The organism is Gottfriedia sp. NPDC057948, from assembly GCF_042887255.1.
Lineage (GTDB): Bacteria > Bacillota > Bacilli > Bacillales > Bacillaceae_G > Gottfriedia.
In genome coordinates, this window is sequence record NZ_JBHVPN010000006.1 from 115686 (window position 1) to 140012 (window position 24327).

The 24327-nt window shown below is 33.5% G+C and carries 26 protein-coding genes and 1 riboswitch; of the genes, 15 read left to right on the forward strand and 11 right to left on the reverse strand.

Annotation, left to right across the window (positions count from 1 at the left end):
* The first annotated feature begins 43 nt into the window (after positions 1-43).
* From ACFVRR_RS12165 to ACFVRR_RS12185, 5 genes are read left to right on the forward strand one after another with little or no spacing between them, the layout of a single operon-like run.
* Positions 44-289, forward strand: a complete 246-nt coding sequence (locus ACFVRR_RS12165) for a spore gernimation protein GerQ (RefSeq protein ID WP_387328629.1) — start codon at positions 44-46, stop codon at positions 287-289.
* Positions 290-304: 15 nt separating this feature from the next.
* Positions 305-673, forward strand: a complete 369-nt coding sequence (locus tag ACFVRR_RS12170) for a spore coat protein (RefSeq protein ID WP_387328632.1) — start codon at positions 305-307, stop codon at positions 671-673.
* 19 nt (positions 674-692) lie between these two features.
* The gene (locus ACFVRR_RS12175) at positions 693-1829 is read left to right on the forward strand and encodes a zinc-dependent alcohol dehydrogenase (protein WP_387328635.1); all 1137 of its coding nucleotides are present in this window, start codon (positions 693-695) and stop codon (positions 1827-1829) included.
* A gap of 17 nt (positions 1830-1846) precedes the next feature.
* Positions 1847-2041, forward strand: coding sequence for a hypothetical protein (locus ACFVRR_RS12180; protein WP_088070062.1), 195 nt, complete (start codon positions 1847-1849; stop codon positions 2039-2041).
* An 18-nt stretch (positions 2042-2059) separates the two neighbouring features.
* Complete coding sequence (locus ACFVRR_RS12185) at positions 2060-2359, forward strand: spore coat protein (protein WP_069032686.1); 300 nt, start codon at positions 2060-2062, stop codon at positions 2357-2359.
* A gap of 136 nt (positions 2360-2495) precedes the next feature.
* On the opposite strand, the gene ACFVRR_RS12190 is transcribed toward ACFVRR_RS12185, so the two are convergent.
* The 3 genes from ACFVRR_RS12190 to ACFVRR_RS12200 form a co-directional block, all read right to left on the reverse strand.
* Positions 2496-3593 (reverse strand): L-dopachrome tautomerase-related protein, encoded by a 1098-nt coding sequence (locus tag ACFVRR_RS12190; RefSeq protein WP_387328639.1) that lies wholly within the window; start codon positions 3591-3593, stop codon positions 2496-2498.
* Positions 3594-3993: 400 nt separating this feature from the next.
* A complete protein-coding gene (locus ACFVRR_RS12195) occupies positions 3994-4332 on the reverse strand; it encodes a DUF5655 domain-containing protein (protein ID WP_387328641.1) in 339 nt (112 codons plus the stop codon).
* Positions 4333-4475: 143 nt separating this feature from the next.
* Entirely contained in the window at positions 4476-6455 is a 1980-nt protein-coding gene (locus tag ACFVRR_RS12200; RefSeq protein ID WP_387328643.1) for an acetoacetate--CoA ligase, read from the reverse strand.
* A gap of 372 nt (positions 6456-6827) precedes the next feature.
* Positions 6828-6929, forward strand: a riboswitch (purine riboswitch).
* Positions 6930-7197: 268 nt separating this feature from the next.
* Here ACFVRR_RS12200 and ACFVRR_RS12205 point away from each other — a divergent pair.
* The 6 genes from ACFVRR_RS12205 (at position 7198) to ACFVRR_RS12230 (ending at position 12678) form a co-directional block, all read left to right on the forward strand.
* A complete protein-coding gene (locus ACFVRR_RS12205) occupies positions 7198-8430 on the forward strand; it encodes an HD domain-containing protein (RefSeq protein ID WP_387328646.1) in 1233 nt (410 codons plus the stop codon).
* Positions 8431-8444: 14 nt separating this feature from the next.
* Positions 8445-9701, forward strand: coding sequence for a cytochrome P450 (locus ACFVRR_RS12210; protein ID WP_387328649.1), 1257 nt, complete (start codon positions 8445-8447; stop codon positions 9699-9701).
* 95 nt (positions 9702-9796) lie between these two features.
* Positions 9797-10426 carry a dienelactone hydrolase family protein gene (locus ACFVRR_RS12215; protein ID WP_387328652.1) on the forward strand — a complete coding sequence of 210 codons (630 nt, stop codon included), beginning with the start codon at positions 9797-9799 and terminating at the stop codon, positions 10424-10426.
* The gene (locus ACFVRR_RS12220; RefSeq protein ID WP_387328655.1) at positions 10423-11619 is read left to right on the forward strand and encodes an MFS transporter; all 1197 of its coding nucleotides are present in this window, start codon (positions 10423-10425) and stop codon (positions 11617-11619) included. Before ACFVRR_RS12215 ends, ACFVRR_RS12220 begins: the two co-directional genes overlap by 4 nt.
* Entirely contained in the window at positions 11585-12016 is a 432-nt protein-coding gene (locus tag ACFVRR_RS12225) for a hypothetical protein (RefSeq protein WP_387328658.1), read from the forward strand. Before ACFVRR_RS12220 ends, ACFVRR_RS12225 begins: the two co-directional genes overlap by 35 nt.
* A 197-nt stretch (positions 12017-12213) precedes the next feature.
* The gene (locus tag ACFVRR_RS12230; protein ID WP_387328660.1) at positions 12214-12678 is read left to right on the forward strand and encodes a hypothetical protein; all 465 of its coding nucleotides are present in this window, start codon (positions 12214-12216) and stop codon (positions 12676-12678) included.
* A gap of 265 nt (positions 12679-12943) precedes the next feature.
* Here the strand turns inward: ACFVRR_RS12230 and modA are convergent, their stop codons facing one another.
* Positions 12944-13756 (reverse strand): molybdate ABC transporter substrate-binding protein, encoded by an 813-nt coding sequence (modA, locus tag ACFVRR_RS12235; protein WP_387328663.1) that lies wholly within the window; start codon positions 13754-13756, stop codon positions 12944-12946.
* Between the two features lie 156 nt (positions 13757-13912).
* Between modA and ACFVRR_RS12240 the strand changes: the two genes are divergently transcribed.
* Positions 13913-14848: a substrate-binding domain-containing protein gene (locus ACFVRR_RS12240; protein WP_387328666.1), complete on the forward strand. Its 936-nt coding sequence runs from the start codon at positions 13913-13915 to the stop codon at positions 14846-14848.
* A 115-nt stretch (positions 14849-14963) separates the two neighbouring features.
* Here the strand turns inward: ACFVRR_RS12240 and ACFVRR_RS12245 are convergent, their stop codons facing one another.
* A complete protein-coding gene (locus tag ACFVRR_RS12245; RefSeq protein WP_387328668.1) occupies positions 14964-15269 on the reverse strand; it encodes a helix-turn-helix domain-containing protein in 306 nt (101 codons plus the stop codon).
* 594 nt (positions 15270-15863) lie between these two features.
* On the opposite strand from ACFVRR_RS12245, the gene ACFVRR_RS12250 reads away from it, so the two are divergent.
* From ACFVRR_RS12250 to ACFVRR_RS12260, 3 genes are all read left to right on the forward strand, one after another.
* Positions 15864-16013, forward strand: a complete 150-nt coding sequence (locus ACFVRR_RS12250) for a hypothetical protein (protein WP_179887080.1) — start codon at positions 15864-15866, stop codon at positions 16011-16013.
* Positions 16010-16828 (forward strand): SPFH domain-containing protein, encoded by an 819-nt coding sequence (locus ACFVRR_RS12255; protein ID WP_387328672.1) that lies wholly within the window; start codon positions 16010-16012, stop codon positions 16826-16828. The genes ACFVRR_RS12250 and ACFVRR_RS12255 overlap by 4 nt, the downstream gene beginning before the upstream one ends.
* Before the next feature lie 467 nt (positions 16829-17295).
* Positions 17296-17751 carry a VanZ family protein gene (locus ACFVRR_RS12260; protein WP_387328675.1) on the forward strand — a complete coding sequence of 152 codons (456 nt, stop codon included), beginning with the start codon at positions 17296-17298 and terminating at the stop codon, positions 17749-17751.
* Between the two features lie 85 nt (positions 17752-17836).
* On the opposite strand, the gene ACFVRR_RS12265 is transcribed toward ACFVRR_RS12260, so the two are convergent.
* The 6 genes from ACFVRR_RS12265 to ACFVRR_RS12290 form a co-directional block, all read right to left on the reverse strand.
* Positions 17837-19309, reverse strand: coding sequence for a sodium:solute symporter family protein (locus tag ACFVRR_RS12265; RefSeq protein ID WP_387328678.1), 1473 nt, complete (start codon positions 19307-19309; stop codon positions 17837-17839).
* Between the two features lies 1 nt (position 19310).
* Positions 19311-19505 carry a DUF3311 domain-containing protein gene (locus tag ACFVRR_RS12270; protein WP_387328680.1) on the reverse strand — a complete coding sequence of 65 codons (195 nt, stop codon included), beginning with the start codon at positions 19503-19505 and terminating at the stop codon, positions 19311-19313.
* Positions 19506-19616: 111 nt separating this feature from the next.
* On the reverse strand, positions 19617-20792 hold the full coding sequence (locus ACFVRR_RS12275) for a M20 family metallopeptidase (RefSeq protein ID WP_387328683.1): 1176 nt from the start codon (positions 20790-20792) through the stop codon (positions 19617-19619).
* A gap of 14 nt (positions 20793-20806) precedes the next feature.
* A complete protein-coding gene (locus ACFVRR_RS12280; RefSeq protein WP_387328685.1) occupies positions 20807-22036 on the reverse strand; it encodes a Zn-dependent hydrolase in 1230 nt (409 codons plus the stop codon).
* Between the two features lie 125 nt (positions 22037-22161).
* Positions 22162-23463: an ArsR family transcriptional regulator gene (locus tag ACFVRR_RS12285; protein WP_387328687.1), complete on the reverse strand. Its 1302-nt coding sequence runs from the start codon at positions 23461-23463 to the stop codon at positions 22162-22164.
* Positions 23464-23474: 11 nt separating this feature from the next.
* Positions 23475-24308, reverse strand: a complete 834-nt coding sequence (locus tag ACFVRR_RS12290) for an EamA family transporter (protein WP_387328690.1) — start codon at positions 24306-24308, stop codon at positions 23475-23477.
* Positions 24309-24327 lie beyond the last annotated feature (19 nt).

A 24327-nucleotide genomic window follows, 5' to 3' on the forward strand; every position in this document is an offset into this window, starting at 1 on the left:
ATACCTTTGTATTTGTATTGTTAGTCAAAAAGGAGGGTACCAAATGGATAATCAAAAATTAGCCGATCATGAATCATTGGATTTACATGAAGTTATTAATTTCAAAACCCTTTGCTTAGCGAAATCAAAACTAATGCAAGGATTGGTATTTGATGATGATTTGAGAGCATTAATGCAAAAAGATGTGGAACAATCCATGCAAGCACTAGGAGAATTACAGTCACTTTATCAACGTGCACCTTTTGAAGCTCCTGTTCCTCAAAACCGCCCAACACCAATAATAAATTAAAAGGAGGCAAATTCATTGAATAATGACTATTTAGACCCAATAAACTCGCTACATGTCCCTGAGCTAGCAGATACCACATTTGCGATGGATTTTCTTCTTCGTGCTAAAGAAGGTGTTCGCAATATTGCGGTCGCATTAACAGAGTCAGCATCACCTGATGTTAGAACGCTCTTACGAAACCATTTAATGCAAGGGATTGCTATGCACCAAGAAATTACAGAACTAATGATTAGTAAAAAATGGTTCCATCCATACGAACTAAGTGAACAATATCAATTAGACCAACTCTCTGCCAACAATACATTAATGATTGGCAAAATGAATCTATTTCCTGCTGATAACAATAGAAAAGGCTTGTTTGACCGAACACCTGATGAACATTAACACTGGAGGCTTGTAACCAATGAAGGCAGTAACCTATCAAGGTATTAAAAATGTAGAAGTGAAAGAAGTTCCAGATCCGAAGATTGAAAAACCAGATGACATGATTATAAAAGTAACAAGTACAGCTATTTGTGGGTCTGATCTTCACCTAATTCATGGCATGATTCCTAACCTGCAGGAAAACTATATTATTGGCCATGAACCAATGGGAATCGTAGAAGAAGTAGGTCCAGGTGTGACTAAACTAAAAAAGGGAGATCGAGTAATTATCCCCTTTAATATAGCATGCGGTGAATGCCATTACTGTAAAACAAATTTGGAAAGCCAATGTGATAATTCTAATGATAATGGTGATATGGGTGCCTATTTCGGATATTCTGGTAATACGGGTGGCTATCCAGGTGGGCAAGCCGAATATTTAAGAGTGCCATTTGCCAACTTTACCCATTTCAAAATTCCAGAGACTTGTGAAGAACCAGATGAAAAGTTAGCAGTTATTGCCGATGCGATGACTACTGGTTTTTGGAGTGTTGACAATGCAGGCGTAAAGGGTGGAGATACAGTTATTGTTCTTGGCTGTGGTCCAGTTGGTCTTTTTGCTCAAAAATTTTGTTGGCTAAAAGGAGCGAAGCGTGTCATTGCCGTAGATTATGTAGACTATCGTTTGCAACACGCCAAACGTACCAACAAAGTGGAGATTGTAAATTTCGAACACTTTGAAAATGTAGGAATGCATTTGAAAGAAATAACGAAGGGCGGCGCTGATGTTGTCATTGATGCAGTTGGAATGGACGGTAAAATGACTGATTTAGAGTTCCTGGCAAGCGGATTGAAACTTCATGGTGGAGCATTCGGTGCGTTTATCACGGCTACACAAGCAGTTCGTAAAGGCGGGACAATTCAAGTTACAGGTGTTTACGGTGGGAAATATAATGGATTCCCATTTGGAGATATTATAAACCGAAACATCAATATTCGATCCGGACAAGCACCTGTGATTCATTATATGCCATATATGTTTGAATTAGTATCGACCGGGAAAATTGACCCAGGTGATGTCGTAAGTCATGTACTGCCACTTAGTGAAGCAAAGCGTGGCTATGAGATTTTTGACACAAAAATGGATAATTGTATAAAAGTCCTGTTGAAACCTTGAGGAAGGAGGTATAAAAAATGAACTACGCCTTACATGAAGTTCTTGAGGTCCATGAGATAGCTGCATTTAAGACCACTTGTTTAACGAAATCCAAAACGATGAAAGCGTTAGTTACAGATCAGCTATTAAAAGATATTATGCAGCAAGACATTGATCTATCTACTAGACAATTACAAGAATATGCTTCAATCCTTTCCAACGCTAAGCAGTAAATTAGGAGATGAATAAACATGAATCCAATTATTGAAACATTAACTGGCATGGACGCAATAACGGATCAAGTGGTTGCAATGGATCTACTCATTTCAGCTAAAAGTGGTATTAGAAATTATGCCATGGCAGTTACAGAGGCAGGAACACCGGAAATTAAAGAAATTCTCACTCGCCATTTAGAAGAAGCTCTTAATATGCATGAACAAATATCCACATATATGGCAGAAAAAGGATGGTACCATGCATGGGATACAAACGAACAGATCAGTTTGGATTTAAATAATATCAATACAGCATTGAACTTACCGACATTATAAAAAATTTTCAGGAACGGTTTATCACTCACTAAATAAACTGTTCCTATTAATTCATTTTGAGTTTATTTGGCAGAAGTAAATATACCTTTCTTTGTTTTACACTATATAATTAAAACAATTAAATTGACTATTTTTATTATGAAAATGTCGGAGCAGGGAATTCATCAATTTTGATACGAAGTAAACTATAAGGTTTCTGTCGTAAGTCTTCTCCATAATGAAATCTAGGCTGTCGATGTAACTGGTTCACGATGAAATACAAATATTGATCCGGACCTATGGAAAATGTATCCGGCCACAAAATTCTCGGATCATGTGTGATAGTTTCCATAATACCATTTGGAAATATCTTACGGATACAGTTGTTTTCATAATCTCCAGCATAAACAGTTCCCTTTGCATCGGTGATCATTCCATCAGACGCACCTTTTTCTCCCCAATACTTTACATGATAAGATACATCCCTGTCCGGTATCGTTCTGTCTCTCAGGGCTTCTGTTGAAATCGAGAACAAGTGACGACTGGTTAGTGGAGCAAAAAACAATATCTTTCCATCGTGAGAAATGGCAAGACTATCAGAAGCCAATCTAAACGGAGAAGTTGAACCGTCTTTGTTTCGATTCATTAAAATTTGACCTTCTACTTTCGGTAAAAAATAGGGATCAGGTGAAGTAGAATTTGCCCCATTTAACCGTCTAAACGCGTTTCCATTTGATAAATCTACGACGATAATAGCTCCAGGTCCTCCTGAAGATGAATCCGTTATATAAGCATAACCTGCTTTTCCAACACGAAAATCAAAACGGACATCATTCAGATAAGTTGTAGGCAGGACAACATCTTCTGTAAAGGTATATACTTTACTAATTGTATTAGTTTCTAAATCTACAGCGACTAATTTTGCCCCTCCTTTAATTGGTTCAGAAAAATTGGGTGCTGCTGTATCTAATATCCAAAGTGTTCCCCTTCCATCAGCAACTACACTTTGGACACTGATGAAAGTCATTGTGATATTCTCGGGGTTAACCAAATTGGCTTGTAAATTAGGATAAGGCTGCAATCTATCCTCAACAATTTCCCCCACCGTAAATTTAACATCGTCTCCCCATTTCGGAAAGCAAATGAAAATACGACCGGTTTCTGAAACAGTAACACCTGTAGGCATAGCCCCATAAAATGCATAAACTAGTTCTAAATTACCGAAATATTTTTCACTAGGTAACATTGGTTTCATAATATCCTCCTCAAGCATTCAAACGGGATATCTCCAATATATTATTTATATTTTTTCTAGTGCATGTTTCTAAATAAGCTTTTTTTCTCCATAATCCCACATTTTTACCAAAGGATAAGTTTTTCTTGTAAAAAGAAAGAATGCTTTTCTATTGGTCTATTACACCCATATAAATTTTATGTTATTAATTTCAGTTGCAGGATGGATGCTTATTTCTCTACCTATATCATTATAGAACTTGAATTTCATTGAGTTCACTCCTTAGAATTAAGTCTATCAACTACATTGAATTAAACAATTTATTTTTTCATTCCTTATACTACTAAACTGCAATTTTGTTCTAGACCAGATATAAATCCTTAGAAACTGCTATTCATTGGTAAAAATATCCTTTCTCTAACTAACACATCAATTGATATGATTCTTTTAAAAGAACTAAAAACTCTTGATTTAGATCGTCTACACTATGGAATCTAAAATTATTGTGAAATCGATTTTTGGAAACTTGTTCAATTTTAGTAATCTTTTCGTGTTCAATTTGGTGGTTTGTAACTAAATTAAAATCTAACCATTTCTTTTTTGGATGAACTCCTCCAAAAGAAGATTTATTCAAAAGATGAATAGAGGTCTTTTTAAACTCAATTTCAAATGCACCTATTTCTTTCAATAAATCGAGGATTTTTGAATATATTTCATAAACATTAGATGCCTTATTTGAGAATAATTCATCTTCTGACATATTGTCATCTCCTTATTTCTTCGTACCATAGAAGATAGTATTAACAGTTATTTTGCCTCTTTTTACATCTAAAATCAACAATATATCTTAACAGAGCCTAAAAAAACGCTATCTCATAATGAAGATAACGTTTTAGACTGATTTCAACTTTGTTCATTTAAAACTTGTGCCAACCCGGTAAAAAACTTTAATGAATCCGGATTAGCCATTGAACCTTGATTGACAACTTTTTCAGGAGAAAACCCTAATAATATTTTACGTATTGGAACTTCTAATTTTTTGCCACTTAATGTTTTTGGAATTTGTTCAACTTCATAAATTTCATTAGGTACAAATCGCGGTGAAACCTTCTGTTTAATTTCTACTTTTATTTTTTCCTTTAATTCATTTGTCAAAACAACCCCATGTTTAAGTACAACAAATAATGGCATAAATGACTGACGGCCTAGTAGTTCTAAATCGATTACTAAACCTTCCATTATCTCATCAAGTGACTCAACAACTCGATAGATTTCGCTTGTACCTAGACGTACTCCATGTCTATTTATTGTTGAATCTGATCTCCCATAAATGACACAACTACCTTTTTCATCAATTTTAATCCAATCTCCATGTCTCCAAATCCCTGGATAAACTTCAAAATAACTTTCAAGATAACGCTCATTATACAAATCACCCCAGAAATAAAGCGGCATGGACGGCATAGGAGAAGTAATTACTAGTTCTCCCACCTCATTAATAACTGATTTTCCCTCATCATTAAATGATTGTACATGAGCACCTAATGAACGAGCTTGAATCTCTCCAGCATAAACAGGAAGAATCGGTGAGCCTCCAACAAAAGCTGTGCAAACATCAGTACCTCCACTAGTTGAAACAAGCCAGATGTCATCTCTTATATTTTCATATACCCAGGAAAATCCTTCGACTGATAGTGGGGATCCCGTTGAACAAATAGACTTTAATTTAGAAAAACTATGTCTATCTTTTAGCTTTATTGCGTGCTTCTCACACACACTTAAGAATCCTGCACTTGTGCCAAAAAATGTTACACCTACTTCTTCTGCAAGGTCCCATAAAACATGTAGACTAGGATAAGTTGGGCTTCCATCAAACAATAATATCGTACTGCCAGATAACAAGCCTCCTACTAATTGATTCCACATCATCCAGCCAGTAGTAGTAAACCAAAAAATGACATCATCTTGATTTATTCCTTGTTCAACTACTAATGTCTTAAGTTGCTCAACTAATATTCCACCTTGACTTTGTACAATTGGTTTAGGCAACCCTGTTGTCCCCGATGAAAATAGAATCCATAGTGGATGATCAAAAGGAACACTTTCAAAAGTAAGTTCACTGCTTCCCACTAATAATTCATTCCAAAAAACTGTTTCAACTTCCATTTTCGATTCATCAAAATTTACATAAGGCACTAAAATTGTCTTCTTTAATGTAGGTAATTCAGACTGTAGCTCGTCAACGCTTGATAGCCTATTTTGAACTTTTCCATTATAAGAATAACCATCCACTGCAAATAAAATAGTCGGTTCGATTTGTTTAAATCGGTCAATTACACTACTCGTTCCAAAGTCTGGTGAACAGCTAGACCAAATCGCTCCAATGCTTGCACAAGCTAAAAAGGCAATGATCGTTTCAGGGATATTAGGCATATATGCCACAACTCGATCCCCAGATTTAACACCTAATTCCCTTAAAGAATTTGCGACCAAGCCTGTCTTTTCCTTAAGCTCTTTCCAACTTATTTCTGTTTTTGGAGTAATTTCTGATTGAAAAATTAATGCAGGTTGGTCTCCTTTATCATTTCGAAATACATGTTCTGCATAATTAATTTTAGAGCCGGTAAACCATTTTGCGCCTGGCATTTTTCGCTCTTCAAGAACATGATCGTATGGTGCATGTGAAATTACATTACAATATTTCCAAACGCTTTCCCAAAAGGACTCTAATTCATCGACTGACCATTTCCATAACTCACTTTGTGTATTGAAAAATAGATTTTTTTCATTTTCGAGCCAGTTCATAAAATGGCTAACCCCAGCATTTTCAATTTGCTGCCTAGTTGGTTCCCATAATAAAGCACCTTCAGTAATCGCTTTCATTATTACTCCTCCTAAATTTGCAATCTATTTATTTTAAGGACACAGTAACTGCGTATAACTCAAACCTTTTGATGAAACTCACTATAATCTTTCCATTATGTATAAGCCAAATCTATTTTTCTAAAAATACTTAATATTTAAAAATTAACTATTATACTATTACACACTAAATTCACTGTCAATATCGAAAATGAATCATCGCTCAACTAAATGCACCTTTATAAATTGAGCTTTCATATAGCGTTCTAGTTAAATTAACCCAAAAAACTTCATACTTTATCCTCATATAGACACTGTTGATATTTAATTTGATTGAATGTAATATATTAATTGATAATTCTGCAGGTTATTATTTCCAATTTTACCATTAGTTACCATAAATATATTATAGCTCGTATATCCCCAGAAATATGGTCTGGGAGTCTCTACCTAGTTCCCGTTAAGAATTAGACTACGAGGTAATTTTTACTTTATTAGTAAAAAAAGCTGAATTTCGTAAAGGATAACTATGTCCTTTTGAATAGATCCTTTTAAATACTCTATTAATCTTAGACTATTTAAAAGTGCGTATTCTTCACCTATTTGAAGGGCTTTATATCCCTTTAAAATTTCAACTTTTTTTGCGAACCAAGATAAAGTAGGACTTATCTCTTAAGTGGAGATTATGTCTTACTTTATCTTGGTTTTTTTATGTCATTTAAATGTTTTCTTAAATTACTGTTTATTGAAGGGGTTTATTGATATGTATAAGGCCATGTATCATACTTTTGACCACCAAAGATTATCTGACAAGCAAACGCAAGTAGAGAATATTGCTTTCTTACATGACTTTAATGCAGTTTTAGAATCCCCCCATTTAAAAAAATTAGCAAAAAAAACACAGTTAATTCCCAACTCAGAGCATTGCCATAATCGTTTGTCCCATACTATTGATGTTTGCCATGTTTCAGGCTTAATCGTGGAACATCTTAATCATTATTTTCAAGAGAATAATATAACACCCATAAATAAAGATTTAGTAAAGGCTATTAGTCTAGCTCATGATATTGGTCATCCACCATACGGACATACCGGTGAACGAGCGCTAGATGAAATGATGAAAACCATGGGTGGATTTGAATCGAATGCACAGAGCGTTAAAATTTTAGTTAATAGTTCGGATGATTTTAAATCCAGAACCCTTACAGCCTTAATGAAATACAAAACCAAAATTCCTTTAATTAGAGAAGAATATAACGGTTTAATCAAAGGCTATTACGGGTATATGACAGACTATTTAGAACCCTTATTTTTGACATATCAAGAAAATGTCATTGAACAATCGATTGTAGACATAGCAGATACATTATCCTATGCCCTATCAGATCTAAAAGATTTAATTCAATTTTATGGAGAAAATAGATTTGCTCAATTACTTAACAAATATTTTACTGAAGGCGCGATGCTAGAAGAGGCAATGCTTTTTTTCCCTGAAATTAGTAAATCTGAATTACTTTATTTCATTCCAAAGATTATGGAAGACATTAAAAATAATATACTTGGGAAAATTTTACAAAATTACCGTAAGTACATATCGGAACCACTACAATCTATTATCCATGATTTTATAGATACATTAGTGATCAAGATAAACTATGCACAGCCAATGTATAGTAAATTGAGTCTCCCAATAGAAAATGAATTAAAACTTTTTCTATTAAATCAAATTACAAAGAAATGTTTCTTAGAAAGAAAAGTTAATAGAGAAATAGATAAAAAGATTACTCATAATATACAGCTCACCTACGATTATCTTTTTAACTTAAATAGTGAGGATTCTTTGTTGAAATTAGATAAGGAAGTCTTACAACAGTTGATCAATATCTCTAATGTTATTGAGCGTTCACGTTTTGTTTGTGATGTAATATGTCATTTAAGTGATATGGAGATTGGAAATTTTGTAAGAAAATCTAACAAAAAAATAATTGTAGTATAACAGGAGGAAATAACATGAGTACAAATGTAAAACAATCTGTCGAGCAGTTCAGTTTAAATAGTAAAGAGTATTATGAAAACAGATACGAATTATATGAAAGATTACGAAATGATGCACCTGTTTTTTGGCATGAAGAAATGCAATCCTGGTTTATAACTAGGTATGAGGATGTGTCCAAGAATTTACTAGGAGATAAATTTATTTCAAGTAATGTAATTCCGAATAAAATGAGTAATCTCGCTGAAGGAGAAGATCAACATTTTAAAGATATAATCGATATCATTAAGACTTGGATGGTCTATAATGATCGACCAGTTCATTCACAATTAAAAGGTTATATGAACAGAGCCTTTTTAGTTAATGAAATCGATCTTATTGCTCCGGAAATTCAGAAAATCGTTTCTACAATCGTTGATAAAGTTCTTGAAAAAAACATAAGTTCATTTGACTTTGTAAAAGAGATCGCACACCCTATTCCTGCGATGGTACTTTGTAAAATGTTAGGAATTCCTGGTGAAGAAGTTGATAGATTCATTAAGTGGTCTGATGATATTGCATTATTTATGCAAGATTTCGTTGTGTCTCATGCTCCTAGTAAAGAAATTAGTGAACAAGTTAGAGGAAGTGTAAGAGAAATTTGGACATACCTTTCAGATGCGATTGCGGAAAGACGAAAAGAAAAGAAAAATGATTTATTAAGTAGGTTAATATCTGAGACTCCTGGTGAAGATGGTGAACTTACTGATGATCAATTAATTGCTCAAACAATGCACTTAATTTTCGGTGGACATAAAATTCCTCAATTTGTGTTAAGTAATACATTACATCTTCTATTTAAGAATCAAAATGTTCTAGAAATGCTTAAAAATGATATGTCTCTTCTTCCAAAAGTATTAGATGAAACAATGAGACTAGAAGGGCCAATCCAATATATTGTTAGACATGCTTCAAATGATATCGAATTACACGGACAGCAAATCAAACAAAATGATTCTGTTTATTTCTTCTTAGCTTCTGCTGGCCGAGACGAGCGAGTATTTGCAAATCCTGACAAAATGGATATAAGTAGAACAGGTTTCCGTCATGTAGCTTTCGGTGGAGGTTATCATACTTGTATAGCTGCTGCTTTCGCTCGTGTAGAGATCATGGAGATTCTTAAGGAAGTAATAACTCGTTTTCCAACAATCGATTCATTATATGATTTAGAAAATCCAGAGTGGACTGCAAACCCTACTTTCACTGGAATGATCCAGATGCAAGTAAAAATTTAGCAGTCTGGAACTCAAGTTTTTGGACTCTGTTACATAATGATAGGAATAGAACAAAATTCTATTCCTATTTTTTCTAAGTTAGAGGTGATTAAAAATTGAATAATTGCGAGTTTCATAATACCACCATTTTAGTTGTTCACGAAATTTATGGTATTAACAAACATATAAAAGATATTTGTGACAGTTTAAATAAGTTAGGATTTACAGTTGTATGTCCAAATTTATTAGGTAATATTGAGAACTATTGCTATAAGGATGAAAACAAAGCTTATCAGCATTTTGTTCATGAGATTGGGTTTGAGTTAGCTACTAATAAAATGATCACTCTTGCAAAAGAACTTCGAACTAAGTGTGCTAATTTGTATATTTTGGGTTTTAGTGTAGGTGCAACGATTGCATGGCTATGCAGTAAATATGACGGGTTATTTGATGGAGTAATTGGATTTTATGGTTCGAGGATTAGGGACTATTTAGAGGTTAGTCCAAAATGTGAGACCCTACTAGTTTTCCCAACGAAAGAAAAATCATTTGCCCCCGAAATTGTCATAACTGAATTGAAAACAAAAGATAGGATTCAAATTATAAATGTAGAAGGAAGTCATGGTTTTACCGATCAATCAACTTCTAATTATGATCAGTATGCTACTGAATATTGTTTTCAAAAAATGCGTGATTTTATTATGAAACAAAATAATAATTTTTCCGAAACTGGAGGAATCAAATGACCGCTCAAAGATGGATGTCTTTACAGTTTTTTGGGTTTTTCTTCACTTTCGGAATCTTCGTGCCCTATTGGTCTACTTGGCTAACAACAAGTAAAGGTTTTACAGCTGAAGAAGCTGGACTAATCATTGCTTTAGGATTAATAACAAGGTCAATAACAACCTTTTTTATTTTTCCATTTATCAGTAGATACCTAAATTTAGCAAGATTAAATCAAGTAGTTTCCTTAACTTCTGTTACGCTATTAATCATATTAATCCCGTTTAATAGTTTAATTGCAGTAGCTTTTATTACAGTTTTACTAAGCCTTGTTTATCCAATGCCTTTAGCTATGTATGAAGCTATGGCATCTATCCTTATTAGGGAAAGCAAAATAGAGTATGGAAAGAGTAGATCATATGGTTCGATTGGCTATATTATTTCTCTATCATTAACTGGAATAATCATATCTTTAAAAAGTGAAAATGTAGTTATTTACTTTTTGATCATTGGATGTGTTCTACTCTCTTTCTTAACATCCATTAACGCTCCTTTACCATTAAAAGCAAAAATAACATCAAAGAAAGTTCAATTGTTTAAGTTGTTTAAATCAAAAGCATTTTTAATAGTATTAGCGATCTGTATCACCCTTCAAGCTGCACATGCAGCATATTATAGTTATGCTGTACTTTTTTTGAAAAATATTGGGGTGAAAACTAGTTTAACAGGATTCATCTTAATCATTGCAGTAATATCAGAAATTGTTTTCTTCTATATATCAGACTCTCTATTTAAAGGACGATCTGTTCCAGTTTTATTACTGTTTAGTGTAAGTGCATCCATATTAAGATGGGTATTGATCTTTTCGTTTAACAGCATTTCAGTTTTTGTATTGTCTCAATTATTACATTCTATTACGTTTGGGCTTACTCAATTTGCCTTTGTGAAATACTTAGATGAAAACATTGAAAATAAGTACTTCCCCTTTGCTCATGGAATTTATGCAACTCTAGGTTTAAGTTTAGGTAGCGGTATTTTAACATTAGTAAGTGGTTACCTCTACTCTATATCTCCATCTTTTGCTTTTTTAGGTATGGCATTAGTCTGTATCCCCTGTTTAGGATTGTGTTACTTTTTGAAATTTACATTAGGGGATCAAAATAACTTAACAGGAGAGATAAGTGAAAATGTTACTAGTAAAAGAAAAAGTGTATAGTACAAACAAGTCTGTAAAATCCGATGAAACGATTCATACAGAAGTATTTCAAATGAATGAAGAAAAAGTGATTAAGTTAAAATTTTTGAGTTCAAATTCTCCTAGAAATCAAGGTATCGGATTTATTTCAGAAAATGGAATATCAATCAACGATACCCCAAAACAAAAAACAGTGATTATATGGAAAAGTGAAACTCAATCAGAACTGATCTTAAAATGCTCTAGTGGCTTTTTAAATGTTTTTAATGTGTGGGAAGAAGAACGAATGATTGGATTCCATGATTTTCAGTCTGGTATGAGAATCAAAAAGGAGAAAGATGTCATGTTCTATAGTTGTAATGATGCTTTTGCGAATGGTGATTTCACCTCTCTAGTATTCTCGCTTCAAATACTATAAAGCTAAATAGATTGAAAAATTCATTTACAATGGAGCAGAGTTGAATTTTTTCAACTCTGCTTTTTACTAAAAATTTTATATTTTCTTTTCCTTAATCCAATTCATCTTTACCTGTCTATTTTTGGAAAGAATAGGAAAAACTAAATTAAGATTCGATATAGTAAACTTTTGTTCAATCTAGAAAGTAGGTATTAAACATGACTGAAGATTTTTTTGCTGATTATGAAAAATTTGTTGTTCCACCTTTATATCAACATACAGGTGAGAAACGAAAATTTAATCCTAAAGACTATGCATCATATTACATCTTAACTGTCTCATTAAATGACTCTCTTATATCAAATTGGAACGATGCAGCTAAATATAAAATTGACGTCCGAAACTGTATAGATCACGTATTAAATGATTTTAATGAAAAAAAAGGTGGTAAATATCATCTACAATTACTTGAATTTGAAAGTGATAAATCCTATTTTGTCATTGCCTTGTCTATAAAAAATAAAATTGAAAAAGAGAAAATCAATGGAATTATTTCAAAGTATATTGAACAACTTGTTTCAAACTCTTTTTATATTGGACATAGCTGGTACTGGCTAATTGGTCAAAAAGGGAAAAGAGACCGAAAACTCTTCAATATATCAATAAAGGAATACATGCACTAATATTATTCGGCATTGTTATAAATTTTTCTAACCAATTCCCATTCTTACTATTAATATCCTCCTCTCTTAAATTTCCTCTTCTAAACAAACTTTAACAAAGCTACCTAATTGTTCTTTATATAGCACAGAGGGATTCTTGTATTTCAAAGATGTTCTAATCATCTGTACTGAATACTTCCCAAGCTTCTTTAATATACCCACTAAAAGAAAAATGAGCCAATCAACTAATCGGCTCATTTCTAAAACGTATGTCAGCTAATGCCAGTTAATTTAGTCCCTTAAACCCATACTTCTCTAATATCTTCATAGACTCATCATTTTGAAGATATTCATAGAATTTTTTAGCTTCTTTCGGTTGCTTGCTATTTTTTATTACGCCTAACGGATAAATAATTGGATCATGTGTACTTTCAGCTGCAGTTGCTACAATCTTAACTTTTGTTGATGTCAGCGCATCTGTTATATATACAATCCCTGCGTCTACATTATTTGTTTCTACATAAGAAAGTACTTGTCTAACATCCTTACCATATACTACTTTTCCTTCAATTGATTTCCAAACATTTAAATTTTCCAATGTTTCTTTACCATATTGTCCTGCTGGTACCGCTTCTGGCGTACCGATTGAAATTTTATCTGCTTTCGTAAGATCCTCAAAAGAGTTAATTTCTTTTTTTATATCTTTTGGTACAACTAATACCAGTTCATTCCCAACTACATCTTTACCTTGGCTCTTATCAATTAGACCATCTTGTACTAGATTATTAAATTTGTCTTCTGCAGCCGAGAAGAAAAGATCTACTGGTGCTCCTTGAGAAATTTGTTGTTGTAATGCTCCGGATGCTCCAAAGTTAAAATTTATTTTCACATTAGGATTTGCCTTTTCAAAGTTTGCTTTAATATCATTTAGTGCATCCTGTAAGCTAACTGCTGCTGAGATCGTCAATTCCACATTCTTTTGAACAGTTTCTTGTTTCTTGCCTGTAGACTTTGTAGCTTGTTCATTTGTTGAACAACCGGATACTGCTAATCCTAATAACATCGTTATCGATAAAAATAAAGAATAAAATTTTTTCATTATTCATCAGCCTTCCTTTCTAAAACATAACTAGTTATATCTAATTATATTTAGTTATAACTAAATAAGAAATAGAATTTTAAAATTCCCATTAAACTTACTAGGAATATGCTTTTTAAAAGGCATTGAGTTAAAATAGAAAATGGAGGGATGTAAATGACGATGGAACTTTCCTATACAATCGAAGAAGTGTCACAGTTTTTAAAAGTATCGAAATTAACCATTTATGACCTTGTCAAAAAAGGTGAATTACCTGTATTCCGTGTAGGAAGACAGATGAGAATAGCAGCAAATGACTTGGATAATTACATAAAAAACAATAAAACAAATCAAAACACCACATTGCCTGCCTCTGTTTCTGAACCTCGCAGAAGCGATCCAAAAGAATCAAATCATGTTGTTATTAGTGGCCAAGATTTAGTTTTAGATATGCTCGGTAAACAGATCGAGAAAAACTCATCCTATAAATCTTTAAGATCTTTTACTGGAAGCTTAAACAGTCTTATTTCTATGTATAATGGCGAATGTGACATCGTTAGCCTTCATCTTTTTGACGGAGATACAGGAGAGTATAATCTTCCATATCTTAAAAAAATTTTAGTGGGACATCCTTTTATTTTATTCAATCTGCTATCTAGGAAAGCAGGTTTATATGTTAAAAAAGGTAACCCTTTAAAGATTACATCTTGGAAAGATTTAGAACGTGAAGATATAAAGATCATAAATAGAGAGAAAGGTTCGGGTGCACGAATTCTTCTCGATGAACAGCTCCGTATCAAGGAAATTTCTTCTAAAAAAATTAACGGATATGAGCATGAAGAAAGCAATCATTTAAGCGTGGCCTCAGCTGTCTCTACCGGGGTAGCAGATGTTGGAGTCGGAATTGAAAAAGCTGCTAAAATTGTAGGAATTGATTTTATTCCTCTAATCACAGAACAATATGACCTTGTTATATTAAAAAAACCTGCAAATGAACGACTGATCAGAATTGTCACAGAAATTTTATCTTCAAATCAGTTTCAATCAGAGGTTGATTCTTTAGGAGATTATGATACTTCCAGGACCGGGAAAATTATATATGAGACAAATTAAAAGAAGAAGGCTACTGAATTTGTAGCCTTTTTTTTGCCGTTTATTTGAAAAGCAAGAGTTATTCAAAAAGACCAAATCAATTATGATTTGGTCCTATATTTAAAACTCTAATGAGTTAAAACATACTCACATCATACATTGTATTAACAGAAGATTTTTTATGTAAGGATTTAATTTCCTCTTCAATTTCTCGACAATTCCTTACGATTTCCTTTATATATGAAATAATTTGTAAACATCCAAAAGAAGGCACCACTTTAGATTCGTCGTCACACTCAATTAACTTTATGCCGAATTCACTTTCTAAAATAATGATTGATTCTTTCAAGTCAGCTTCATTCATAAAAAATTTCTGTGCTGCAATCGTAAAGGAACCACTCTCTAAAACCCCACAAAGATGACTTAATTGTTCAATTTTCATATTACTTCCTCCATACTCTAAGATGTTCCTTTTCCTGATCTAGTTTTATTATATTAAGTGTTGATGTGATTTTAATTTTGAAAAAAAGTATCAATATTGTTTTTTCTGATTAAATAAAGATTGTTCACTGAATTAATCGTTTATAACTGCGTATGTAATCTCCTTCCTAAAAACCAACTGAACAATTTCAAATGATACCAACTCAATAAAGGAAAAGTTCTACAATTAAAATTGATTTCCCTTTGATTTAAACTTGGGTTATTTTTGCCTTGATTTTATTGAATTTTCCAGTTTGATACCGCTAATTTCAGAAGAAATCTATGTTAAATAGGCCAATATTCTATTACTCAAATAGAAAAACCACCTATAATTGGTGGTTTTCTAAGGGATTCTCTATACTTAAAATCTTTTTAACTATAAATATTCATTTGGGGGAATTGGGTTAAAAGCTATTATTTTTTCCAAAAAAGCTTGTTAACACATTATATTTCTAAGCAAAATTTAATTATTAATAAGGCTTAAATCAAACTATAATTGCATATAAGAAAAGGTAGAAAGATCGTCAATCTAATTAGCACATTCGGGGGAATAACAATGGTTTTCTTTTATCAATTCGGAATTTTAGTTGTTATTATTGGAATCGTTCTCTTCTTACTGTTTTATAAGGTCTTTATCAAAATAGGTAGATTATTTAATAATCATATTAAAAACATTAAAAAAGAAATCGGGAGAGATGAAGAGTGAACGGTGGATTAAGAAGTCTGATTGCAGGCGGAGTTATTATAATCGGAGGTATTATTTACACAATTGGTGGTATGTCACACATTAGTGTTGGTAGTATCGGTATTGAAAAACATATGAGTGGAGAAATTACTGAAGTCCCCCAAGGTTTTCATTGGACTGGTTGGGGAGTTTCAGTCCAAGAATACCCTACATATACACAATCTTTAGTTTTATCAAGTGACAAACACGAAGGTGGTAATTCTGATCAAGAATGGTCAGTAGGTACCGGAGATCAGCAAGAACTACCTGTTAATACAAACTTAACATGGAAAATTACAACTAAAAACGTAGCTAATCTTTATCAATCAGTAGGTGGAAAAGATATTAGTTACATCAAAAATAACATCGTCAAACCTACAATGAAAAATGTTGTGAACAAAATTACGCACAAATATAGCTGGAACGACATTAAAGGTTCAAAACAAGCTGATATTACTGAAGAAATCAATCTGGCACTAGATAAGGAACTCGCAAAACAAGGTATTGAAGTCGGAACTTTTGGATTTACACACGTAGGATCTCCTGCAGGTATGGCACAAACACAAGCACAGTTGGCAACTTCTGAATTGAACGTAAAGAAGGCATTAGCTGACCAAGAAAAAGCAAAAATTGAAAACCAAACAAAAATCCTAAATGCAGAAGCAGATGCTAAAGCAAATAAAATTTTATCAGACTCACTTACTCCAGAATTATTAAAGAAAATGGAAATGGATGCACGACAAAAATGGGGTTGGGTTACTGTTCAAGGCGGGACACCTCTAGTGCAAGCAAAATAAACAAAGAACAATCTAGAAGCTTTCTCCAAAGTGGTCACATTAAATTATAATTTTATTTCTCCCAAAACTTTTTAAAAATAGAATAAAAAAGAAACAATCCTCTTCGCAAATTAAAACTCTTTCTATATTTATAGGAAGGGTTTTTATTTATTTTAAGATTCAATAAGAACTAATTTACAAGTTTCTAAAATTTGACATAAAAATGATGAATGAAAACTATACAAGTATGATATTCTCTAGATGTATAAAAACAATTGGAAACAGAGCTAAATATTGTAGTTGTAATATTCAAGGTTCAGGATCTCTAAGTTATTAAGTCTGCTAATATGAAAGGTTGGTACAATTGATTGTTAAATTTCTTATATCCTAGCATTATCATTTCTACTTTTTTTATCCTATATTTTGGATATCAATTTCTAAAAGGTTCAATAACTCTCCTTAAACTTCTTTATTGGTTAATCTTTGGTATGTACTTTACATGTCTTATTAATTTCACTTTATTTCCTTTCCCCTATCAAAAATATTTAATTCAAGTAATGATAGAAGATCAGTTGGGATCTAATCATAATTTTATTCCTTTTAAATCAATCGTAGATACCATCAATTATGGCTCAATTTCAATTGTTCTAAAACAACTTGCTGGTAATGTTTTGTTATTCCTACCACTAGGATTTGCATTCCCTATTCTATTTTTTAGAATAACAAACAGAAAAACGATTTTAATAGGTTTTACATTAAGTCTAGCAATCGAATTAATTCAAGCTACTTCTGGACTGTTCCTTGGCTATAACTACAGATCATGTGATATTGATGACGTAATACTAAATACAATTGGAACAATTATAGGACTAGCTATTTATAAAGTAAGTTACAGATACTTTAAAAGTTTTGAAAGGTTCAAAGATAAAAATCTAACTTCGTAAATTCCCTGGATTCTTAAGAATACCTACACAAAAAAATAGAGGCTGATTAAAGCAATCAACCCCTTCGTTAAAAAGTAATTCTTATTTATGCTACAATTTCTTTTTTGCTTTGAACCGCTATATTTTTAGTAAGTAAGCTAACAACGACTAAAAATACAAGATTTACAACTAAGCCAATTACACCGATATTCAAATCTTTAATATATTGAGGCAGTGCTGGAAATAATGATCCGATTGTTGTATTACTTATAGTGACATAAGTAACTGTTGCAACTCCAGTAAAAATACCAGCGAATGCACCTTGCTTCGTTACAAAGTTCTTTTTCATTAAACTAAAGACAAGTGTTGGGAACAATTGAGTAACTAGACTGTATCCCATTAAAAGCAGAGTTACTAATGTAGTTCCACCATTAAATGTGAAAAAAACTGCGAATAATGCAACTACAGGAACTAGGTATTTAGCTAAAACTGCAACTTGCTTTTCTGTTGCAGTTGGTACAAATACTTTATAAATATTTTTTGATATTAAAGTAGCAGATGCCATTAGAATCATCGAACCTGGCACGATTGCAGTCAATACCCCTGCTCCACCAATGATTCCAACAAACCACGGGTTAAAAGATTGTTTACTTAATTTTAATAAAGACAGATCGGCATCCGGACCTTGTAGTCCAGGAACTTGAAGAATTGCTGCAAATCCAACGAAAAACACAAATAGCAACACAAGTTGGTATAAAGGCATGATAATCGCATTTTTTCGAAATACATTTTCACTTTTAGCTGAATAAATAGAGCCAAAAGTATGCGGCCACATATAAAAGCCTAAAGCTGTTAGAAGAACTGTAGAATTAAACCAAGATACACTTAAACCCTCTTTTGGGAGACTTAGAAAACCTGGTTTAGCTTTATCAACTGCTTCAAACATCGCTTGGAATCCACCATAATAATGAAATGGTAGATAAGTTCCTAGAAAAAGAACAACACCAAGAATCATAATGTCCTTTAATGCTGCAGTCCATGCAGATCCATGGATACCAGAGATCATTACATAAATAGTTACTGAAATAGCACCGATCCAAATCGCAAAAGTTGGTGAAATCATTCCATAAGAAGCCTCCGAAACGATGCTTCCTAATCCTTTTAATTGTAGAACTAAGTAGGGAATTACAGCAGAAACACCGACTAGTGAAACTAAAACGCCAAGGGCTTTACTTTTGTATTTACTTGTAAAAAAGTCCGGTTGAGACATTAAATTATTTTCTTTAGCATATTTCCATATTTTTGGAAGCAACCAGTAAGACATAATGTAAGCAAGTGCACCGTAGGCAGTGATATAGTATGTTGGACCACCTTTTCCATAAGCCCAACCACTTCCACCTAGGAACGTAAAGGTTGTATAGATTTCACCTGCCATTAAAAGAAAGACGAAAATCGTACCAAATCCTCTTCCACCAACACTCCATTGCTCAAGATTCATGTCTTTTCCTTTCCTAGCTTGTACCCCTAGAAAAATCGATACTGCAAGAAAAAGAAAAATGATAATTAATGCACTATTCATCTTATCTGTCCCCCTTATTCGCCGTATCTAATTTAAAGATAATCCACATAACTGGTGTTGATAAAATAGTCCAAAGTACAACCCAAAAAAGTAGAAAAGGCATTCCTAATACAAATGGCTCAACCTGGTTTGCCCAAGATGAAAAGCCCAGAATAGCAATAAATGGAATAAGTGCTAATAAATGATAGATTTTCAAAAATTGTTCCCCACTTTCAATTTAAAATTTATATTAGTTTAAATATTCAGAAAATAAGAGTTTAGATTAAGTAGATCCTTATAAAATAAGGTCTACTTAACCATAAGTCTATTAATCTAAAAGCTTAAATGTTGCATGAACAAATAATTTTACACCAATTTCCAAAGCATCCTCGTCTATTGTAAAACGTGCATGATGATGCGGATAAGTAATATCTTTTTCTTTGTTTCCTGCTCCCACATAGAAGAAAGTTCCTGGTGCCTTTTGTTGGAAAGCAGAGAAATCTTCACCGCCCATGTTTGGTTTCATAAGGTCGAGAGTCTTTTCATCAAACACTTCTAGAATCGTTTCTTCAATAGCCTTCGTAATCTGCTCATCGTTGATTACAGGGCGATATCCAAACTCATATTCAAATTTGTATTGTCCACCATGAGCCTCAGTTATTCCTTTTATAATTCGTTCCATAAGGTCAGGAACTGATTTCCTAAGGTCGGCGTTGAAACTACGAACTGTTCCACAGATTTCAACTGAACCTGGGATTACGTTATGAGTTGTACCTCCAATAAACTTGGTAACAGAAACTACTAGATTATCAAGTGGATCAGTATTTCTAGAAACGATATGTTGAAGATTCGTTACAACTTGGGAAGCGATCGCAATTGAATCGATCGTGTCATGAGGAAGTGCTGCATGTCCACCCTTACCTTCAACAGTTATATAGAAAGTATCTGGAGCAGCCATCATCGGTCCATAAGCTACACCTACTGTACCTAGTTTCATAGGAGCCCAAAGATGAGCACCAATTACCATATCAACTCCATCCATTACTCCTGCTTGTACCATTTCCTCTGCACCACCAGGAAACAACTCTTCGGCGTGTTGAAACAAAAAGCGAACTTCACCTTTGATTTTATCTTTTAAACTAGTTAGAATTTTTGCTGTACCTAGAAGCATTGCTGTATGACCATCATGCCCACATGCATGCATTACACCTGGATTTGTAGAAACAAATTCAAAAGTGTTTTCTTCCTCAATGGGTAAAGCATCCATATCGGCACGAATTGCTAACACTTTACCGGGCTGAGAACCAATCAGACGAGCCATAACACTTGTCTTTGTTGGACGAGTTATCTCTAAATTCCCAAAAGTTTGAAGTGTATCATACACATATTGAGCTGTTTTTTCCTCGTGAAAAGATAACTCTGGATACTGATGGAAATGCCTTCTCCACTTAATTACTTCTTCTTTTGTTTGCTCTACTAAACTATCTAATGATATTGTTTGCATTATTGTATCTCCTTCTATTCGTTATTCGATAACTGAAGTACAGTATGATAAAGTACATTAGCACCGTCTGTACAATCTTCCTTTGAACTCCATTCAGCAGGATTATGACTTATTCCATCTTTTGAACGGATAAAAAGCATCCCTATAGGACATAAACTTGTAAGCTGCATGCAATCGTGCCCAGCTCCACTTGGGAGAAAAAATGGTTCTATACCTATCGTTTCACAAGCTAGTTTTGCTATATCTTGAATTTCATTAGAGCATAATGAAGGTGCAATACGTTGCAAAACTTCAACTTGCAATCCTACACTACGTTGTTCACATAAAATTTTAGCTCCTTCTATAATTCGGTTTTCCACCCCAACCCGAATTGCTTCATTTACATCACGCAAATCCAACGTAAATTCAACCTTCCCTGGTATAATATTGATTCCTCCAGGAAACAGTTGCAATTGACCAACTGTTCCAACCGTTGAACCAGTCTTAGCTGACTCAGTTTCAATTAGTTGAACAATCTGGGAAGCAGCAACTAAGGCATCGTTACGGTCATTCATTGGAGTTGTCCCAGCATGCCCTGCTTTACCTTCAACTGTGAATTTAAGCCACAACGGGCCTGCGATTCCTGTAACAATACCAACCGATAAATTATCGTTTTCAAGCACCTTACCTTGTTCAATATGTAATTCTACATAGGCTTTTACTGATCCAATACTTCTGACTGACTGATCAATTAATAATGGGTCATAACCTGCCTCGCTCATCGCTTGAGCTACAGTAATTCCTTGTTGATCCTTATTTTGGAGTTCCTCCAAAGTGAGTGTTCCAGCAATTCCTCGACTCCCAATCATTCCAAAGCTAAATCTTGCTCCTTCTTCATCTGTAAATACAATCACTTCAATAGGATGTACTGTTGTAATTCCCTGTTCATTCATCGTCTGGAGAATTTCAATCCCAGAGAGAACGCCAAGTGGACCGTCAAAATTTCCGCCATTATATACAGAATCGATATGGGAGCCTACGAGTACAACAGGTGCGTTTTGATTAGTTCCTTCTTTACGTCCAATAAGATTTCCAACGGTATCTTCGTAAACTTTTAATCCTGCTTCAACCATATAGGAAGTAACTAATTCTTTAGCTTTTCTCTCATTTTCAGTAAAGGACAAACGAGTAATTCCTCCAGACTCTTGTTTTCCGATGGACCCGAGTTCCATAAGGCGATTCCACAATCTATCCTGATTAATCATTTTTCCTCCCGTTACAAACTAGTATTTAAGGTCTATTTATGGCTATGACCATAACTATATCACTAATTATTTATTTTGTTAAGAAATAATATTCAGAATATTAAATTTTCATTTTTAATCTAATATCAAAGGCTAATTTTATAAATATTTCTAGGCCTTCCACGCGAATAAGGTGTTTCCTCTCCAACAACTTGAGCAATTCCTTGTTCCTCTAATTCTTTTAAAATTCTACGCGCGCTTCTCGGCATGATTTGCATATACTGTGCTAGTTCATGAGCTCCAATCTCACTCTTTCCTATTTTTTTAAGAATAGATTCTAACTTACTAAGTGTCGAAATGCTTAAAGACGTTTGTTCGCTTATTTTTTGTAGTTCTTTTGAGACATAAGAATATGTAATTTGTTCCTCTCTTCCCAATGGACCCGCTATCGTTTGATTATCGAGAGTAACCATCCAACTTCCTTTTCCATACTCCCTAGCATGAAATAACGCTCTTCCGGCATGAATTTCTGCTTCGTAAGCCGTTTTACCGATTCCAATTCCACTAGTAATGACTTCTTTCTTTAATTCTTCGAGATCTTCCAAATTCGGTATAATAGAAAATTCATTCGTTATATCCTGTAAAAGCCCTCGGGTTGTAAAAATGACATATCGACCAGGACCAGCAGATTTAAGTGATCCTTGAAGTTTATTTGCGTAAACAAGAAGCTTCTCTGCCATTTTAATTTCTATTTTGTAAATTTCATCAGTTGAAAAAGTATCCTTTGCCAGTCCAAAATAAGAGTCAATCTCTATCATTTGAACTGCAATTTGACTTTCTTTAAAATGTAGCATCTCATAAGTTCGAAGTGCTAAATTTAGTACAGACTCAATAGCTGACTTTGCAGGAAGTACGCGATAAACGGGGACTCCCATCTTCTCAAGTTCAATATGTGCCGACCTGAGACATGTAACTGCTGCTTTCGTTTTTCCACTTTTCCATAAATCATAGTGGTATCCTGCAAGTACATTTGCATCAACTTCCCCTTCATAATATTTCAAAAATAAATGATCAGCTTTAATTTCTGCTTCATCTAAAATACTTTTGAGTTCATCATAATGGAAGTTATCAAAGCTGATTTGCTCCATTGCAATCTGGTTATGATAGAATATTTGTAACAAAGTTTTATAGAGACTCGGTCCAGTGTGGGGCGTAAAAAACATGGGTTTTGTAATTCCACCCCAGCTTTTTGCTATGGCATAAGGGACCTTTCCTGAAAAGAGCCAAATATCAAAATCATTTGCAACTGGACTTAAAAGATCGGGTATTTCCTCTTCTCTCCAATAGATAATAGGAGTACATTCAAATTCAGGGTATGCCTTTATTACAGATTGAATAACGTCAATCGAATCATCAGATCCAAGTAAACCTAAACGGATTTTTTTCATCGTTTCCTCCACTACTCTAAAATAAATAAAATTCCTAAAATGGTAATGCAGCAGGCAATCAGCTTAGCTGCTGTAATTTTTTCTTTATAATAAATTCTTGCTAAAAACAATGCAAATATTGGTGAGGTATAAGCTAAAGCTACAACTAGCGTCCCATTGGCAATCTTTAAGGCTGCAAACAATGCGATCCATTGTGAAATCGCAAGCACCCCACGAATCGAAAGGTGCATATTCAGTTTAGGATACCAAATTTTCGGACGATGTATTAAATAGATTATTAGGGCAATCCCACTCGCTCTGAAAAAATAAAGTGTGGGGGCGTTTATCCATTGATGAACGAGCAATTGTTGTGTAGGAACCATGCTGAGTCCAGCAGTAACTGCAGCTGCAACTCCTAATAAATTACCTGGTTTTTTTATTTCTACTAATGGAGATAACATGTTTCTACCTCTTACGTTCAGGAAATATACACCAAGCACAATAAGCAATACCGGAATTAAAATATGTATATCGAATCCGTGCAATATGCTATTTGGAATAAACGTGAATAATGGAGTTAATGCAGTATACACTGCTAGTTGAGATACTTCTATTCGTCCTAGTGCTAAGAAAAATGTTACATTAGACAATGCATCTAAAATAATTACAATGATTAATAAACCTATTGTAGCTGGGGTAACAGAAAAGGAATAATACCAAGGCATTACGCAACCTAACAAAATGGTGACCACTAGAAAAGATGTTACAATAAAACTATTATTATCCTTCATTTGCATTGTTATTTTTTTGGCATACAACGCATTTACTGCATTCAAAAAAGAACTAATTAATGCAAGAAAAAACATACTCTATTCCCCTCTCCTC

Coding starts and splice junctions, on each gene's coding strand:
- ACFVRR_RS12180 (WP_088070062.1), top strand. CDS start 1,847: ATGAACTACGCCTTACATGAAGTTCTTGAGGTCCATGAGATAGCTGCA.
- ACFVRR_RS12165 (WP_387328629.1), top strand. CDS start 44: ATGGATAATCAAAAATTAGCCGATCATGAATCATTGGATTTACATGAA.
- ACFVRR_RS12285 (WP_387328687.1), bottom strand. CDS start 23,463: ATGAAAAAAATCCGTTTAGGTTTACTTGGATCTGATGATTCGATTGAC.
- ACFVRR_RS12190 (WP_387328639.1), bottom strand. CDS start 3,593: ATGAAACCAATGTTACCTAGTGAAAAATATTTCGGTAATTTAGAACTA.
- ACFVRR_RS12175 (WP_387328635.1), top strand. CDS start 693: ATGAAGGCAGTAACCTATCAAGGTATTAAAAATGTAGAAGTGAAAGAA.
- ACFVRR_RS12250 (WP_179887080.1), top strand. CDS start 15,864: ATGGTTTTCTTTTATCAATTCGGAATTTTAGTTGTTATTATTGGAATC.
- ACFVRR_RS12260 (WP_387328675.1), top strand. CDS start 17,296: ATGTACTTTACATGTCTTATTAATTTCACTTTATTTCCTTTCCCCTAT.
- ACFVRR_RS12245 (WP_387328668.1), bottom strand. CDS start 15,269: ATGAAAATTGAACAATTAAGTCATCTTTGTGGGGTTTTAGAGAGTGGT.
- ACFVRR_RS12195 (WP_387328641.1), bottom strand. CDS start 4,332: ATGTCAGAAGATGAATTATTCTCAAATAAGGCATCTAATGTTTATGAA.
- ACFVRR_RS12205 (WP_387328646.1), top strand. CDS start 7,198: ATGTATAAGGCCATGTATCATACTTTTGACCACCAAAGATTATCTGAC.
- ACFVRR_RS12290 (WP_387328690.1), bottom strand. CDS start 24,308: ATGTTTTTTCTTGCATTAATTAGTTCTTTTTTGAATGCAGTAAATGCG.
- ACFVRR_RS12240 (WP_387328666.1), top strand. CDS start 13,913: ATGACGATGGAACTTTCCTATACAATCGAAGAAGTGTCACAGTTTTTA.
- modA (WP_387328663.1), bottom strand. CDS start 13,756: ATGAAAAAATTTTATTCTTTATTTTTATCGATAACGATGTTATTAGGA.
- ACFVRR_RS12230 (WP_387328660.1), top strand. CDS start 12,214: ATGACTGAAGATTTTTTTGCTGATTATGAAAAATTTGTTGTTCCACCT.
- ACFVRR_RS12280 (WP_387328685.1), bottom strand. CDS start 22,036: ATGATTAATCAGGATAGATTGTGGAATCGCCTTATGGAACTCGGGTCC.
- ACFVRR_RS12265 (WP_387328678.1), bottom strand. CDS start 19,309: ATGAATAGTGCATTAATTATCATTTTTCTTTTTCTTGCAGTATCGATT.
- ACFVRR_RS12210 (WP_387328649.1), top strand. CDS start 8,445: ATGAGTACAAATGTAAAACAATCTGTCGAGCAGTTCAGTTTAAATAGT.
- ACFVRR_RS12275 (WP_387328683.1), bottom strand. CDS start 20,792: ATGCAAACAATATCATTAGATAGTTTAGTAGAGCAAACAAAAGAAGAA.
- ACFVRR_RS12185 (WP_069032686.1), top strand. CDS start 2,060: ATGAATCCAATTATTGAAACATTAACTGGCATGGACGCAATAACGGAT.
- ACFVRR_RS12220 (WP_387328655.1), top strand. CDS start 10,423: ATGACCGCTCAAAGATGGATGTCTTTACAGTTTTTTGGGTTTTTCTTC.
- ACFVRR_RS12200 (WP_387328643.1), bottom strand. CDS start 6,455: ATGAAAGCGATTACTGAAGGTGCTTTATTATGGGAACCAACTAGGCAG.